Source organism: Geodermatophilus sp. SMS 5-13, from assembly GCF_059428245.1.
Map to the genome: position 1 here is coordinate 2,002,077 of NZ_CP165729.1, position 13,472 is coordinate 2,015,548.

Consider the following 13,472-nt stretch of genomic DNA (forward strand, 5'->3'; position numbering starts at 1 on the left):
TCCTGCGAGTGGTGGGGGGCAGGAGCGCCCGTCACCAGCCGAGGAGGCGGGCGAGGCGCTCGCGGTGGTGGGCGGCGCCGCCGAGGAGCAGGGCGTCGGCGCGGGCGCGGCGGAAGTACAGGTGCGCGTCGTGCTCCCAGGTGAAGCCGATCCCGCCGTGCAGCTGCACCGTCTCCGCGGTCACCGTGCGGAAGGCCTCCGAGCACCACGCCTGGGCCACCGACGCCGCCTCCGCCAGCGCCTCGGGGAAGCCCTCGGCCTCGACCGCACGGACGACAGCCGAGCGGCACGTCTCCACCTGCACCAGCAGGTCGGCGCAGGCGTGCTTCACCGCCTGGAAGCTGCCGATCGCCCGGCCGAACTGCCGCCGCTCCTTGACGTAGCCGACGGTCAGCTCGAGGCAGGCCTCGGCGCCGCCGAGCTGCTCCGCGGCCAGCGCGATGGCCGCGATGTCCAGCGCCGCGGGGACGACGTCGCCCGCCGCCCCGCCCGTGGTCAGCCGGGTGGCCGGGGCATCGGTGAACGTCACGGTGGCCGCAGGCCGGGACAGGTCCAGGCTGTCGAGGCCGACCGCGCTCACGGCGGGCCCGGCGTCGACGGCGAACAGGTCGGGGCCCGCATCGGTCTGCGCGGCGACGACGAACAGCGCCGCGCCCGCGCCGCCCGGCACCACCGAGAGGACGCCGTCCACCGTGTCCCCGCCGGCCCGCAGCTCCACCACCGCCGGGTCCCACACGCCGTCGGGCCCGGTCACGCCGGCCGCGGCGACCTCGCCGGCCGCGACCCGGGCCAGCGCGGCGTCCGCGGACGGGCCCGCCGCGGCGAGCAGCTGGCCGGCGAGCACGGTCGAGGTCAGGAACGGCACGGGCAGCAGCGCCCGGCCGAGCTCCTCGCAGACCGCGGCCACCTCGGCCAGCCCGCCCAGGCCGTCGGCCCGCTCGGGCAGCCCCAGCCCGCCGAGGCCGATCTGGCTCGCGAGGACGTCCCACAGCTGCGGGTCGAAGCCGGGGCCCGCGGGGTCCAGCCGGCGCACGGCCTCGGGTCCGCCGGCGTCCTGGCACACCTCGCGGACGGCGGCGCGCAGGTCCTCCAGCTCCGCGGCGCGTTCGGCGTCGAGGAGTGTCATGCCTCGGCGTCCTTGTCGGCGGCGTGCGCCGCGGCCAGCCGGGCGATCGGCACCCGCTGCGGCGAGCACGAGACGTAGTCGAGCCCCAGCGGCGCGATCCGCGGGATCGACACCGCGTCCCCGCCGTGCTCGCCGCAGATGCCGAGCTTGATGCCGGGTTTCACCGACCGCGCCTTCTCGGCGGCGATGCCGACCAGCGCGCCGACGCCGTCCGGGTCGAACTCCGCGAACGGGCTGGCCGTCAGCAGGCCCTCGCCGATGTAGTGGGTGAGCAGCCGGCTCTCCACGTCGTCCCGGGAGAACCCGAAGGTCATCTGGGTGAGGTCGTTGGTGCCGAAGGACAGGAAGTCCGCGTGCTCGGCCAGCTTGTCGGCCATCAGCGCGGCCCGCGGCGTCTCGACCATGCTGCCGACCAGGTAGGGGACCCGCACGCCGGTGACCCGCTCGACCCGGTCGGCGGCCCGGTGCACCTGGCCGATCGCGATCTCCAGCTCCTGGGGGATCGAGACCAGCGGGATCATGACCTCGAGCTGCGGGGTGATGCCCTCCCCGGTGACGGTCACCCACGCCGAGAACAGCGCCTCGGCCTGCGCGGTGTAGAGCTCCTCGTTGAGCAGCGCCAGCCGCACCCCGCGCAGCCCCAGCATCGGGTTGACCTCGCGCAGCTCGGTCGCCCGCCGGGCGTGCTCCGGGTCCTCGTACGTGGCGTCGTGCGGCAGGAACTCGTGCAGCGGCGCGTCGAGCAGGCGCACCGTCACCGGACGGTCGCCGACCGCCCGCAGCAGGGCCTCGAAGTCCTCGCGCTGCGCGTCGGTCAGCGCCTGCAGCGCCGCCCGGTGGGCCTGGTCGTCCTCGGCGAGCAGGAAGCGGCGCACCACCGGCAGCCGCTCGCCGAGGAACTGGTGCTCGGTGCGGCACAGCCCGATGCCCTCGGCCCCGAGCCGCATCGCGATCTCGGTCTCCCGGGCGGTGTCGGCGTTGGTCCGCACGCCCAGCTGCCGCTCGGCGTCGGCCCAGGCCAGCAGGCAGTCCAGCTCGGCCGGCGGCTCGGCCGCGCGGATGTCGACGCGGCCGAGGTAGATCCGCCCGGAGCGGCCGTCGACGGTGACCTCGTCACCCTCGCGGATGGTGTGCCCGCCGGCGGTGACCGTGCCCTCGTCCCGGTCGATCTTCAGCGAGGTGACGCCGCAGACCGCCGGCTTGCCCGCGCCCCGCGCCACCACGGCGGCGTGCGAGGCCAGCCCGCCGGCCGTCGTCACGACCGCCTGGGACGCCACCAGCGCCGGGACGTCGCCGGGCGTCGTCTCGGTGGAGACCAGCACGGTGGGGACGCCGCCCGCCGTGAGCTCCAGCGCCCGCTGCGCGGTCAGCGCGACCAGGCCGGACGCCGCCCCCGGGGACGCCGCGAGCCCCTCGGCGAGCTGCGTCTCCGCGCCGGTGAGCCGCAGCTGGGGGTGCAGCAGCTCCTGCACGGTCTGCGCGCGCACCGCCCGCACCGCCGCCGAGCGCTCGATCGTCCCCGCGTTGGCGAGGTCGACGACCAGCCGCAGGCCGGCCCGCGGGCTCGGGTGCTCCACGCGCGACGCGGACAGCAGGGCCAGCTTGCCGTCGCGCAGCTCGAAGGTGACCTGGGCGACGGAGCGGAAGTGGTGCTCGAGCGTGGCCAACGTGTGCCGGAGCAGGTCGGTGCCCTCGGGCAGCGCCGACAGCGGCTCTCCGGTGCCCGCCGGCTGCGGCGAGCTGCGGCCCACGCCGCGGTGGAACGTGCCGTGCGGCTCCAGCGCGCCGGTCTCGGGGTCGCGGCTGCTCGCGGTGCCGTGACCCGACCGTTCCCACGGGCCGATGTACAGCGCCTGTACGTGCAGCGCCAGGCCGAGGTCGTCGGGCAGCTTCTGCGCCCGGCGGGCGCGGCGGCCGCGGGGGGAGTCCCAGCGCCGCAGCAGGGCCCGCGCGGCCAGGGCCAGCTGCTCGGCGGGGTCGTCGGGGAACGGTGCGCTGCCCTTCTGCGCGATCAGCTCCATCACCCGGGGGAGCTGGTCGGGGGTCGTGACGCCGGTCAGCGCGTCGTCGAGGTCGTCCGGGTCGACGTCGAGCGCCTCGACGGCGATCAGCCGCAGCGTCGTCGTCCAGACCTCGTGCAGGTGCGCGTCGCGGCCGATGACGTCGACGATCCCGGTGGCGTTGGCCGGGGTCACGCCGAGCGCCGGCAGGTCCGGCGGCAGCCCGGCGGCCGGCACGGGGGCGCTCGGGACCAGGCGCAGCAGCAGCGGACGGTCCGCCGAGCCGACCCGCCGGCCGGTCATCTCCTCCACGAGGTCGACGGCCTCGCGGGCGGCGGCGACGTCGGTGAGCTCCCGCGCCCGGCTGACCGGCGCGGTGAGGCCCGAGACCGTGGGCAGGCCGAGAGCGACCAGGCGGTCCATCTGGTCGCCGTGGACGCCGAGCTCCTCCGGGCCCAGGCCGCGCACCCGGCCCTGCCCGAACGGGACGAGACGTGCGGTGGGGGCCGGCGAACCGGGCGGGAAGGCCATCAGACCGTCTGGCCGCGGACCAGCTCCGCCTCCAGCCGCTCGTCCTCGGCGCGGCTGATGCCGAGCAGCAGCAGGAGCTCCTGGTGCAGGTGCATCCAGACGGTGTGGTACGAGTGCGACAGCGGCGAGGTGAGCGCCGACGGGTCGCCGTCGTCGAGCTTCTCCAGCGCCGTGGTGAGGTCGGTGCGGTAGTGCCCGAGCCGCGGCTGGGCCTCCGACATGCGCCGCAGGATCCGGCCGATCGCGTCGTCGACGTCGTCCAGCCGGTCGCGCACGCTGGCGTCGTAGGTGGCGTCGGCGTGGTCGTTCGGGGAGCCGTCGGGCTTGAGCTGCCAGGCCGAGCACACCTCGCGCAGCTCGTGGTTGACCGGCAGGAACTTCTCGAACAGCGGCCGCAGCGCCTTCTCCTCGTCCCCGCCCGCGGGCAGGCGGAGCAGCTCGTTGGCCGCGGCGGTGCCCTGGGGCGTCGGCATGATCAGCGGGCCCTTGGCCATCGCCAGCCCGGCGTCGACCAGTCGCTGCTGGTCCGGCGAGAGGGCGCCGCGGTGCATCCCCTGGACCACCAGCGCGACGAGCGCCTCTCGTGTCGATTCGTCGAGGGAACCTGCGGAGGCGTCGGTCATGCCTGGACTTCCTGTCGTCGAGAGGCGGGCCACGGGGTCAACGGTCGGCGGCCGACGGATGTGACAGCCGCCATAGTCACAGTAAGCGGATACGTCGTCAAGAAACCCTCGACCTCGCCCTTGCCCTGTTCCGGCGGGGTCTTTATGGTCGCGCAACCAAGTAAGTCGGGACGACGACGGAGGGTGCCATGACGGCGGAAGGACTGCAGGCCGCGCGCGGCCTGGGGGAGCGCTACGCGGACGTGGTCGCGAGCCTGGCCCCCGACGACTGGACGCGGCCCAGCCGGTGCGCCGGCTGGTCGGTGCAGGACCTGGTGGCCCACACCGGCTCGAACTTCCGCGTGCTGGCCGAGCCGCCCGACCCCTCCGCCCCGGCGCCGCAGGTCGACACCGCCGAGCAGCTCCAGGACCTGCTGGTCGAGCAGCGGCGCGGGTGGTCCAGCGAGCAGGTCGCGGCCGAGTTCCGGGACTTCCTCGACCCGGCCATGGCGGCACTGGCCGCGGTGCAGGAGGAGCCGATCGCCTCCGCCCCGCTCACCCTCACCGACCTGGGCACCTATCCGATGCACGCCCTGGCCGACGCCTTCGCCTTCGACCTGTGGTGTCACCTGACCGTCGACCTGCTCGCGCCGTCCGGCCCGGTCGAGCGGCCCCGCCCGGAGGCGACCGACGACGTCCTCGGCCCGGCGATCGGCTGGATGCTCGCCGGGCTGCCGCAGATGTGCCCGTCGGTGTCGAAGGTGCTCGACCGGCCGTTCGGCCTGCGGCTGACCGGCCCCGGCGGCGGCGAGTGGACCCTCGTGCCGGGCGAGCCGTACCTCACGACCGTCCAGGGCCTCCAGGGCGCGGTCGCCACGGCCACCTCCAGCGCGACCGACTTCGTCCTCTGGGGGACGACGCGGACACCGTGGCGGGACTCCGTGCGCATCGACGGCGACGAGCACTACGCCGAGCGGGTCCTCGACGAGGTCAACATCGTCTGATCAGGCCGGCGCGCCGTCGCGCACGTAGGTGCCGGGCGCCGGCTCGCGGGCGGGGTGCTCGGCGGACCCGGCCGCGGCCGGCGCCGGCACCTCGTCGCCCGAGCGCTCGAGCATCCACTCCGACCAGGCCTCCCACCAGCTGCCGGACCGGCGCTCGGCGGTGGCCTGCCAGGCGTGCGGGTCGGCTCCGGGCTGGCCGCCGGTCCAGTAGCTGGCCTTCGGGTTGCCGGGCGGGTTGACCAGGCTCTGGATGTGCCCGGCGTTGCTCAGCACGAAGGTGCTCGGCCCCGACAGCAGCTGCGTCGTCCGGTAGCAGCCGTCCCACGGAGTGAGGTGGTCGGTGACCGCGCCGGTGACGAACGTGGGCACGGTGATCCGGCTCAGGTGCACGGGGGTGCCGAGCACGTTCAGGGCGCCCGCCTTCACCAGGGAGTTGCCGCCGAAGATGTCCAGGAACTGCTCGTGCAGCCGCGCGGGCAGGTTCGTCCCGTCGGCGTTCCAGGCGAGGATGTCGAACACCGGCGGGTCCTCGCCCATCAGCCACTGGTTCACCAGGTAGTTGAAGACCAGGTCGTCCGGGCGCATCCAGGTGAAGACGGCGCCCATCTCGCGGGCGGAGATGATCCCCTTCCGGCGGGAGTTGCGCCGCGCGATGTCGAGCATCCGCGGCCCGGAGAACGCCCCGATCGGGGCGCGGCTGTGGAAGTCGAGCAGCGTCACCGCGTAGCCGGCGTTGCTCACCCGGTCGTCGCCGGTCGCCGCGAGGTGGTTGAGCACCGTCGTCATGACGATGCCGCCGGCGCAGAAGCCCAGGGTGTTGACGTCGGGGGAGCCGGTGATCTCGCGCGCGACGTCGACGGCCTCGACGACGCCACCGGCGTACGTGTCCAGGTCCCAGTCGGCCTGCTCCTTGGACGGGTTGCGCCAGCTGATCATGAAGACCTGCAGGCCCTGGCTCACCGCGTACTCGACGAAGCTGCGCCCCGGCCGCAGGTCCAGGAAGTAGTAGCGGCCGATCGGCGGCGGCACGATCACCAGCGGGCGGGTCCGGACGGTCGGCGTCGACGGCGTGTACTGGATCAGCTCCAGCACGTCGCTGCGGTGGACGACGGCGCCCGGGGTGACGCCGAGGTCCTCGCCGACAGTGAACGCGGTGCGGTCGGTCTGCGCGGGCAGTCCGCCGTTGTGCCGCAGGTCGGAGAGCGCGTGGCGCGCCCCGCGCAGCACGCTGCGGCCGGCGGTGTCGAAGGCCCGCTTGAGCGCGGCCGGGTTGCCGGGCAGCGTGTTGGTGGGGGCGATCGCGCTGGTCAGCGCGTTGACGACGAACCGCGCCGTCTCCACCTCGCGCCAGTCGGCGCCCCCGGCCTCGTGCGCGTCGACCAGCCGGGTCAGCGAACCGGTGACCGCCAGGTACTCCTGGGCGAGCCGCCGGTAGACGGGGTTGATCGTCCACGCGGGGTCGGCGAACCGGCGGTCCTTCGGCGCCGGCGCGATCTCGTCGGTGCCGCGCAGGATGCCCACCGTCTCGCGGCCGAGCCGGGCGGCCTCGCGGGCGAGCGGCCGCGGCTGGGCCAGGACCGAGAGCAGGGTGCGAGCGATCCCGCGGGGCGAGGGGACGCCGACCGCTTCCCCGCCCTCGACCGACGCCAGCGCCTCGGTCTCGGAGCTCGGGACGGGCTGCTCCGGCGCGCCCGGCCGGTCCGCCGGACCGGTCTTCCGCGATGGCCGCTCGGTGGTGGTCATGCCGCCCCTCCCGGGCTGTGAGCTGCATCACTGTCCGTTCCGACCCTAGGTGCTCGGAGGGGGAACGGCACGGCATGGCCTGGTGCCGGCCGGGGCCCCGGGCCACGATGGGCCATGCCCTTCGACGTCGACCGGCTGCTGCGCCTGCGGTTCGAACCCCTTCCGGACGACGCCGCCGAGGCGGCTTTCCGCGAGCTCTACAACGACCCCGTGTCGGTCAACGGCGACCCCGTGGGGACGACGGAGCTCGTGGCCCGGGCGCGGGCCCTCCGGGCGGCGATCGAGTGGCCGGCCATCCGGGTGCTGTCGGTGGTCGACGGGGGCTCGAAGGTCACCGTCGTCTACCGGATCCAGGGCCGCCAGATCGGCCCGCTGACGACCGCGATCGGGCCGGTGCCCGCCACCGGCCGGGTGGTGGAGCTGCGCACCATCGAGGTGTTCACCCTCGCCGGGGGCCGGGTCCGGGAGATCTGGACGGTGGCCAACGAGCTGGGCGCGCTGGCCGCCGTCGACGCGGTGTGGCTGTCGTCGCAGGCGCCGCCCGACGGCGGCGACTCGTTCTACAAGCCGTGGGAGCACGAGGAGAGCGAGCACCTGCACGGGCACGACGACGAGCACGACGAGGAGCTCGCGGGCTGAGCGGCCGCCCTCAGCCGGCGTGCCGCTCCAGGCCGTCGAGGATCAGGTCGAGGCCGAACTCGAACTCCTTCGCGTAGTCGTAGCCGGGCTGCATCACGTGGAAGGTCGTGAACTCGTACAGGTGCGGGAACTCCGCCACCGGGAACTGGGCGAGCATCACCTGGGCCAGCTCCGCCGTCTCCTCCGGGGTGTCGAACGGCAGCCCCCGCTCCTGGAGGGCGAACCCGTAGACGTAGCTGTCGATCGCCGAGAACGCGTGCGCGGCCAGCTCCAGCGAGAAGCCGGCCTTCCGGAGGCAGCCGAGGACGGCGTCGTGCGCGCGCAGCGTCGCCGCGCCGGGATGCGTGCGGGACTCCATCAGGCCGATCGCCCAGCGGTGGCGGGACAGCGCCGCGCGGGCCGAGATCGCCCGCTGTCGCATCGCCGTCTTCCAGGCCGCGTCGGCCGGTAGCTCGATCTCGGCGAAGACGACGTCGATCATGCCGTCGAGCAGGTCCTCCTTGCCGGCCACGTGGTGGTACAGCGACATCGCCTCGACCCCGAGCGCCTGGCCCAGCCTGCGCATGCTCAGCGCGTCGAGGCCGCTCTCGTCGGCCAGCGCGACGGCGGCCCGCAGCACCTGGTCCCGGGTGATGCCCTTCTGGTTCCTCGGCACGTTGACAACCTTACGACGTAAGGGGCAAACTTACGCCGTAAGTCACCCCGAGGCAGGAGAACCGTGATGGCCCACACCGGGTTCGAGCAGCGCAGCGCGACGATGACGGCGGTCCTCCAGGACCGGTACGGCTCCGAGCCGGAGGAGGTCCTGCGGCTCGGGACGGCGCCGCGGCCCGCGGCCGGGGACGGCGAGGTGCTCGTGCGGGTGCGCGCGGCCAGCGTCGACCGCGGCACCTGGCACCTGATGGCCGGCCTGGCCTATCCGATCCGGCTGGTGTTCGGCCTGCGCCGGCCGCGGTTCGCCAACCCCGGCCGGAACCTCGCCGGCACCGTCGAGGCGGTCGGTCCCGGCGTGACCGGTTTCCGGCCCGGCGACGAGGTGTACGGCGTGGCCGCCGGCAACGGCACCTTCGCCGAGTACGCGGTCGCCGGCGTCGATCGGCTGGCGAAGAAGCCGGCGAACCTCTCCTTCGAGCAGGCCGCGGCCGTCCCGGTCTCCGGCAGCACGGCGCTGCAGGCGGTGCGCGACCACGGCCGCGTGCAGGCGGGGGAGAAGGTGCTGGTCATCGGCGCCTCGGGCGGGGTCGGCAGCTTCGCCGTCCAGATCGCGAAGGCGATGGGGGCGCACGTGACCGGCGTCGCGAGCACCGCGAAGCTCGAGCAGGTGCGGGCCCTCGGGGCCGACGACGTCCTCGACTACACCGCGGGGGACGTCGTCGACGGCCGGCGCCGGTACGACGTCGTCCTCGACATCGGCGGCAACCGCCCGTTGTGGAAACTGCGGCGCGCCCTCACCCCGAAGGGACGGCTGGTCATCGTGGGCGGGGAGACCGGCGGCCGGTGGCTCGACGGCCTCGACCGTCAGCTGCGGGCGGTGCTGCTGTCCCCGTTCGTCGGCCAGGGGCTCGGCTTCTTCATCAACAAGGAGAACGCCGCGGACCTGACCGCGCTGCGCGAGCTGATCGAGGCCGGCGCGGTCACGCCGCTGGTCGACGGCAGCTACCCGCTCGACGAGACCGCCGCGGCGATCCGCCGGATGCTCGACGGCCGGACCACCGGAAAGCTGGTCGTCACGATCGGGTGATGCCTGGTCGGGGCGGTGCCGACATAGGATCCGGCGCGTGCGGCCGTTCCTGTTGCTGGCGTCGCGCGCCGAGGACGCCGCCGCCGACGGCGAGTACGCCGCCTTCCAGCGGTTCTCGGGCCTGCCGCCCGAGCAGCTGCACCGCGTCCGCCTGGAGGCGGGGCCGCTGCCCGAGCTGGACCTCGACGACTACGCGGGGATCATGCTGGGCGGCAGCCCGTTCAACTCCAGCGATCCGCACGAGGCCAAGTCGCCGGTGCAGCGCCGGGTCGAGCAGGAGCTGGCGGGCCTGCTCGACGAGGTCGTCGCGCGCGACTTCCCGTTCTTCGGCGCCTGCTACGGCGTCGGGACGCTCGGCACGCACCAGGGCGGGGTCGTCGACCGGACCTACGGCGAGGCGCTGGCCTGCGTGCCGATCGAGCTGACCCCCGAGGGGACGGCGGACCCGCTGCTGGCCGGCGTGCCCGAGACGTTCGAGGCCTTCGTCGGGCACAAGGAGGCCTGCCGGGTGCTGCCGCCCTCGGCGGTGCTGCTCGCGACGTCGGCGGCCTGCCCGGTGCAGATGTTCCGGGTGAAGCAGAACGTCTACGCCACGCAGTTCCACCCCGAGCTGGACGCGCCGGGCATCTGCGCGCGGGCCCGGGTCTACCAGCACTACGGCTACTTCCCGCCCGACGAGCTCGAGGACCTCATCGCCCGGCTCTCCCTCGGCGTGGTCACCGAGCCCGGCCGGCTGCTGAAGAACTTCGTCGCCCGGTATGCCTGACGAGGCGACGCCGACTTTCGCCTGAGGGTCGTCATCGCCCGTCCGTGACGACCCTCAGGCGAATCTCGGCGCTGTTCAGCCGACCGGCTGGCGTTCGTAGCGGCGGACGACGTCGAGCCCGACGACCCCCGAGGTCCCTGCCGGCTCCGGGCCGAGGGTGCGCGCGAGCACCGGCGCGAGCTGATCGGCGAAGAATCTCTCGGCGTGCTCCTTCGACTCCCACAGGGTCACGATCCGGAGCTCGCCGTCGTCCGAGCTGCCGACGAACCGTGCCTCCATGCCCTCCGGCGGGCTGCCCAGCGCGGCGAGGACGGCGTCCACCTGCTCGAGCCGCTGCGGCGGGGTGCCGATGGTGATCCACTGCATGGCTTCCTCCTCATCGACGGTGGCCGGATCGGCCACGGGAGGAACGCTAGGAATCGGGCCGGGGCGCGAGATCCGCCGGATGACTCATTCCCCTGCTCATCCGCGCACGCCGGCGATCCAGGCCGCGATCTGGCTGCGCGTCGTGAAGCCGAGCTTGGTCAGGATGTGCTGCACGTGGTTCTGGGCGGTGCGTTCGGAGATCACCAGCCGCGCCCCGATCTGGCGATTGGTGAGGCCCTCGGCGACCAGCCCGGCCACCTCGCGCTCGCGGGCGCTCAACCGCGTGCTCGAGCCCGCGCCGAGGTGGGCGACCAGCGCCGCGGCCCGTTCCCGGTACGCCGCCATGCCCAGCGCCCGGACGAGCCGATCGGCGTGGCCGGCGGCGGACGACGCGCGCGCCGCGTCGCCCGGCTGGTCCCGCGCGACCAGGGCGGTGGCCAGCCAGTAGCCGGCCTCCGCGGCGAAGCTCGGGGCGCCTGCCCGTTGCGCCGACTCGGCCGCGGTCGCCAGATCGTCGATCGCCCGGTCGAGCCGGCCGAGCGCCAGGGCCCCGCGGCCCAGCGTCAGCTCGACGGGCCCCCGGTAGGCGACGTTCTCGGCGACCACGTGCTCGCCGCGGAACGGCTCGAGCCGCTCGAGCAGGGCGGCGACGTCGTCGGGCCGGTCCAGGCCGGCGGCGGCGAGCACGCCCGAGGCGTAGGTGTACAGGACGTGGAAGGGCGGGGGACGCCATCCCGCGACGGGACCGGCCTCCTGGTACGAGGCCGCCGCCTCCTCCGCCAGGCCGGTCGCCAGCAGCAGGAGGGACCGGTGGACGGGGCCGAGCGTCCGGAACAGCGGCAGCGGTTCGAACCCGCGCCGCGCGAATTCGGCCGCCTCGTCGGTCATCCCGAACTGCTCGGCGAGGATGTACAGGAGCACGACGTACGCCCCGCGGGCCGGACGGCGCTCGATGACCGTCATCCGGTCGTACGCTCGCCGGCCGGCGGTGGTCGCCTCGGCATGCCGACCTGTCGCCTGGGCGAGAAAGGCCGTCGTCCGTTCCAGATGCCAGTGGTCGATCGGCCCCCCGGCTCGCTCGACGGTCATCCGCAGGGCGGGGATCTCGTCGAGGGCGGCGGCGAGCCGCCCGGCTTCCACGAGGGCGTCGATCCGCCACAGCCGGCCCCACATGGCGGCGCGCAGGTCGTTCCGGCGGTGGGCCAGCAGGAGCATCTCGGTGGCGACCCGCTCGCGCTCCGCCCGGCCCGAAGGCCCCGGGAGGGCTTCCTTGCGGGCGTGCAGCGCGTCCATGAGCGCCCCGTCGTCGCCCGAGGCCCGAGCGAGTGCGAGGGCGTCCGCGCTCGACACCCTGACCCGGGCCTGGTCGCCGTCGTAGAGCGCGAGGTGGCTGCGCTGGGCGAGCAGCCGTGCCCGCAGAGCGGGGGAACCGGTGTCCCCGAGGGTGGTCAGCGCCAGCTCGCACAACTGCCCGGCGACGGTGTTGAGGCCGGGGTCGGCTGCGGCCTCGACGACCAGCGCGGCCTCGGCGAGCAGCTCGGGGCTGTGCGCCGCGGCTGCGGCCTCGGCGGCGTCGGCCGCCGCATGCGCGCACCCGGCGAGATCTCCGGCCAGGTGGGCGGCCCGGGCCAGTGCGATCAGCACGCGGCAGCGGTCGACGTCGGGGAGCGGGGTCGCCGGCATGCCGAGGGCTGCTCGATAGAGGCGGATCGCATCCGCGAACGCCAGGCGCCGAGCCGCCTCGCCCGCGGCCCGGAGGGTCCAGTCGCGCGCGGTGCCGGCCTCGCCGTACGGAACCAGCGCCGTCCAGTGCGCGGCGATCGCCCCGAGGTGGTCGCGCAGGTTCGCCGAGAACTCGGTCTCGATCGCCTCGGCGACGGCGCGGTGCAGGGCGATGCGAGCGGCGGTCGTGAGGGATCCCTCGACCGCGTCGCGGGTGAGCGCGTGGACGAAACGGTGTCCGGAGCCGATGAGTTCGATCAGCCCGGACGCGATCGCCTCGTCGACGAGCGGCAGGCACGCCGCGACGTCCTCGCCGAGCACTCGGGTCACCAGGGCCGGCGAGAACTCCCGCCCCACGATCGCGGCCGCCTGGACGAACCGGCGGCACTCGGTCGAGACGCGGTCGAGACGTGCCCGGACGACGTCCACCACTCCGCGGGGCGGCCGGTCCTGCTGCCACGTCCCGTCGGCCATCGCCCGGGCCACCTCCCGGACGAACAGCGGGTTGCCGCCCGTGAGGGCCAGCACGGTCCGGGCGTCGTCCCCGCCGAGCCCCGCTCGGGACAGTTGCTCGCCGACCTCGGCGAGGTCGAAACCGGCCAGCTCGATGCGTTCGACCGCCGGGGACCGGTGGAGGTCGGGGAGGACGCCCGACAGGACGCCCGCGGGCTCGACGTCGCGGAAGGTGGCGACGACGAGCAGCGGCCGGTCGCGGAGTCCGGACGCGAGGTGGCGGAGGGTCAGCAGGGAGGGCTCGTCGGCCCAGTGGACGTCCTCCAGGACGACGACGAGAGCACCGCTGCCCGCCGCCGCGAGCACCGCCTGGCTCACGTCGTCGAAGACGCGGAACCGGTCCGCGGGGGAGGCCACCTCCACCGAGAGAACGCGGTCGGCGTCGATGCCCAGGGCGCGCAGCACCTCCCGCCACGGCCAGAACGGGGGTGCTCCCTCGGCCTGCGGACAGCGCCCCCAGGCGACCGAGCAGCCGGCGGCGAGGGCCGTGCCGGCGAACTCCTGAGCCAGCCGCGACTTGCCGATGCCCGACTCCCCGGCGCAGAGCACGAGCCGCCCGGCGCCCCCGCGGGCGGCGCGGAGCCAGGCGCCCAGTGCCGCGAGCTCGCGCCGGCGTCCGACGATGGCCTCGGGCGCCACCGCCGGCACCGGCCTCCTCGGGGGGCTCGCCATGACCACGGAGCCTGGTCCCCTGGTACAGCGGGCACCAGGGCCCGCCG

Annotated in this window: 11 protein-coding genes; 4 read left to right on the plus strand and 7 right to left on the minus strand. The window is 74.8% G+C overall.

The annotated features are described in order from the left end of the window. Positions 1 to 31: 31 nt before the first annotated feature. The 3 genes from AB3388_RS09770 to AB3388_RS09780 are packed head-to-tail and all read right to left on the minus strand — an operon-like array spanning position 32 to position 4,280. Positions 32 to 1,126 carry an acyl-CoA dehydrogenase family protein gene (locus AB3388_RS09770; protein WP_495410571.1) on the minus strand — a complete coding sequence of 365 codons (1,095 nt, stop codon included), beginning with the start codon at positions 1,124 to 1,126 and terminating at the stop codon, positions 32 to 34. Next, entirely contained in the window at positions 1,123 to 3,657 is a 2,535-nt protein-coding gene (locus AB3388_RS09775) for a putative PEP-binding protein (protein WP_495410572.1), read from the minus strand. The genes AB3388_RS09770 and AB3388_RS09775 overlap by 4 nt, the downstream gene beginning before the upstream one ends. Beyond that, positions 3,657 to 4,280, minus strand: a complete 624-nt coding sequence (locus tag AB3388_RS09780; RefSeq protein ID WP_495410573.1) for a hypothetical protein — start codon at positions 4,278 to 4,280, stop codon at positions 3,657 to 3,659. The genes AB3388_RS09775 and AB3388_RS09780 overlap by 1 nt, the downstream gene beginning before the upstream one ends. 188 nt (positions 4,281 to 4,468) lie before the next feature. On the opposite strand from AB3388_RS09780, the gene AB3388_RS09785 reads away from it, so the two are divergent. Next, positions 4,469 to 5,263, plus strand: coding sequence for a maleylpyruvate isomerase family mycothiol-dependent enzyme (locus AB3388_RS09785; RefSeq protein WP_495410574.1), 795 nt, complete (start codon positions 4,469 to 4,471; stop codon positions 5,261 to 5,263). Here the strand turns inward: AB3388_RS09785 and AB3388_RS09790 are convergent, their stop codons facing one another. Continuing rightward, positions 5,264 to 7,006, minus strand: coding sequence for a PHA/PHB synthase family protein (locus tag AB3388_RS09790; RefSeq protein ID WP_495410575.1), 1,743 nt, complete (start codon positions 7,004 to 7,006; stop codon positions 5,264 to 5,266). 114 nt (positions 7,007 to 7,120) lie between these two features. On the opposite strand from AB3388_RS09790, the gene AB3388_RS09795 reads away from it, so the two are divergent. After that, positions 7,121 to 7,645 carry an ester cyclase gene (locus AB3388_RS09795; protein WP_495410576.1) on the plus strand — a complete coding sequence of 175 codons (525 nt, stop codon included), beginning with the start codon at positions 7,121 to 7,123 and terminating at the stop codon, positions 7,643 to 7,645. Between the two features lie 10 nt (positions 7,646 to 7,655). On the opposite strand, the gene AB3388_RS09800 is transcribed toward AB3388_RS09795, so the two are convergent. Then, positions 7,656 to 8,300 (minus strand): TetR/AcrR family transcriptional regulator, encoded by a 645-nt coding sequence (locus AB3388_RS09800; RefSeq protein WP_495410577.1) that lies wholly within the window; start codon positions 8,298 to 8,300, stop codon positions 7,656 to 7,658. Between the two features lie 66 nt (positions 8,301 to 8,366). Here AB3388_RS09800 and AB3388_RS09805 point away from each other — a divergent pair, with 66 nt between their 5' ends. Together AB3388_RS09805 and AB3388_RS09810 are read left to right on the plus strand one after the other, a co-directional pair. After that, the gene (locus AB3388_RS09805) at positions 8,367 to 9,386 is read left to right on the plus strand and encodes an NAD(P)-dependent alcohol dehydrogenase (RefSeq protein ID WP_495410578.1); all 1,020 of its coding nucleotides are present in this window, start codon (positions 8,367 to 8,369) and stop codon (positions 9,384 to 9,386) included. Between the two features lie 37 nt (positions 9,387 to 9,423). After that, complete coding sequence (locus AB3388_RS09810; RefSeq protein WP_495410579.1) at positions 9,424 to 10,152, plus strand: glutamine amidotransferase; 729 nt, start codon at positions 9,424 to 9,426, stop codon at positions 10,150 to 10,152. Positions 10,153 to 10,227: 75 nt separating this feature from the next. Here AB3388_RS09810 and AB3388_RS09815 read toward each other — a convergent pair whose 3' ends face one another. Beyond that, complete coding sequence (locus AB3388_RS09815) at positions 10,228 to 10,554, minus strand: hypothetical protein (protein WP_495410580.1); 327 nt, start codon at positions 10,552 to 10,554, stop codon at positions 10,228 to 10,230. Positions 10,555 to 10,614: 60 nt separating this feature from the next. Then, a complete protein-coding gene (locus tag AB3388_RS09820; protein ID WP_495410581.1) occupies positions 10,615 to 13,425 on the minus strand; it encodes an ATP-binding protein in 2,811 nt (936 codons plus the stop codon). Between the last annotated feature and the right edge of the window lie 47 nt (positions 13,426 to 13,472).

Excerpts from the sequence above, each read along its gene's own strand:
- AB3388_RS09790 (WP_495410575.1), bottom strand. The coding sequence starts at position 7,006 with ATGACCACCACCGAGCGGCCATCGCGGAAGACCGGTCCGGCGGACCGG.
- AB3388_RS09775 (WP_495410572.1), bottom strand. The coding sequence starts at position 3,657 with ATGGCCTTCCCGCCCGGTTCGCCGGCCCCCACCGCACGTCTCGTCCCG.
- AB3388_RS09785 (WP_495410574.1), top strand. The coding sequence starts at position 4,469 with ATGACGGCGGAAGGACTGCAGGCCGCGCGCGGCCTGGGGGAGCGCTAC.
- AB3388_RS09795 (WP_495410576.1), top strand. The coding sequence starts at position 7,121 with ATGCCCTTCGACGTCGACCGGCTGCTGCGCCTGCGGTTCGAACCCCTT.
- AB3388_RS09780 (WP_495410573.1), bottom strand. The coding sequence starts at position 4,280 with ATGACCGACGCCTCCGCAGGTTCCCTCGACGAATCGACACGAGAGGCG.
- AB3388_RS09805 (WP_495410578.1), top strand. The coding sequence starts at position 8,367 with ATGGCCCACACCGGGTTCGAGCAGCGCAGCGCGACGATGACGGCGGTC.
- AB3388_RS09770 (WP_495410571.1), bottom strand. The coding sequence starts at position 1,126 with ATGACACTCCTCGACGCCGAACGCGCCGCGGAGCTGGAGGACCTGCGC.
- AB3388_RS09820 (WP_495410581.1), bottom strand. The coding sequence starts at position 13,425 with ATGGCGAGCCCCCCGAGGAGGCCGGTGCCGGCGGTGGCGCCCGAGGCC.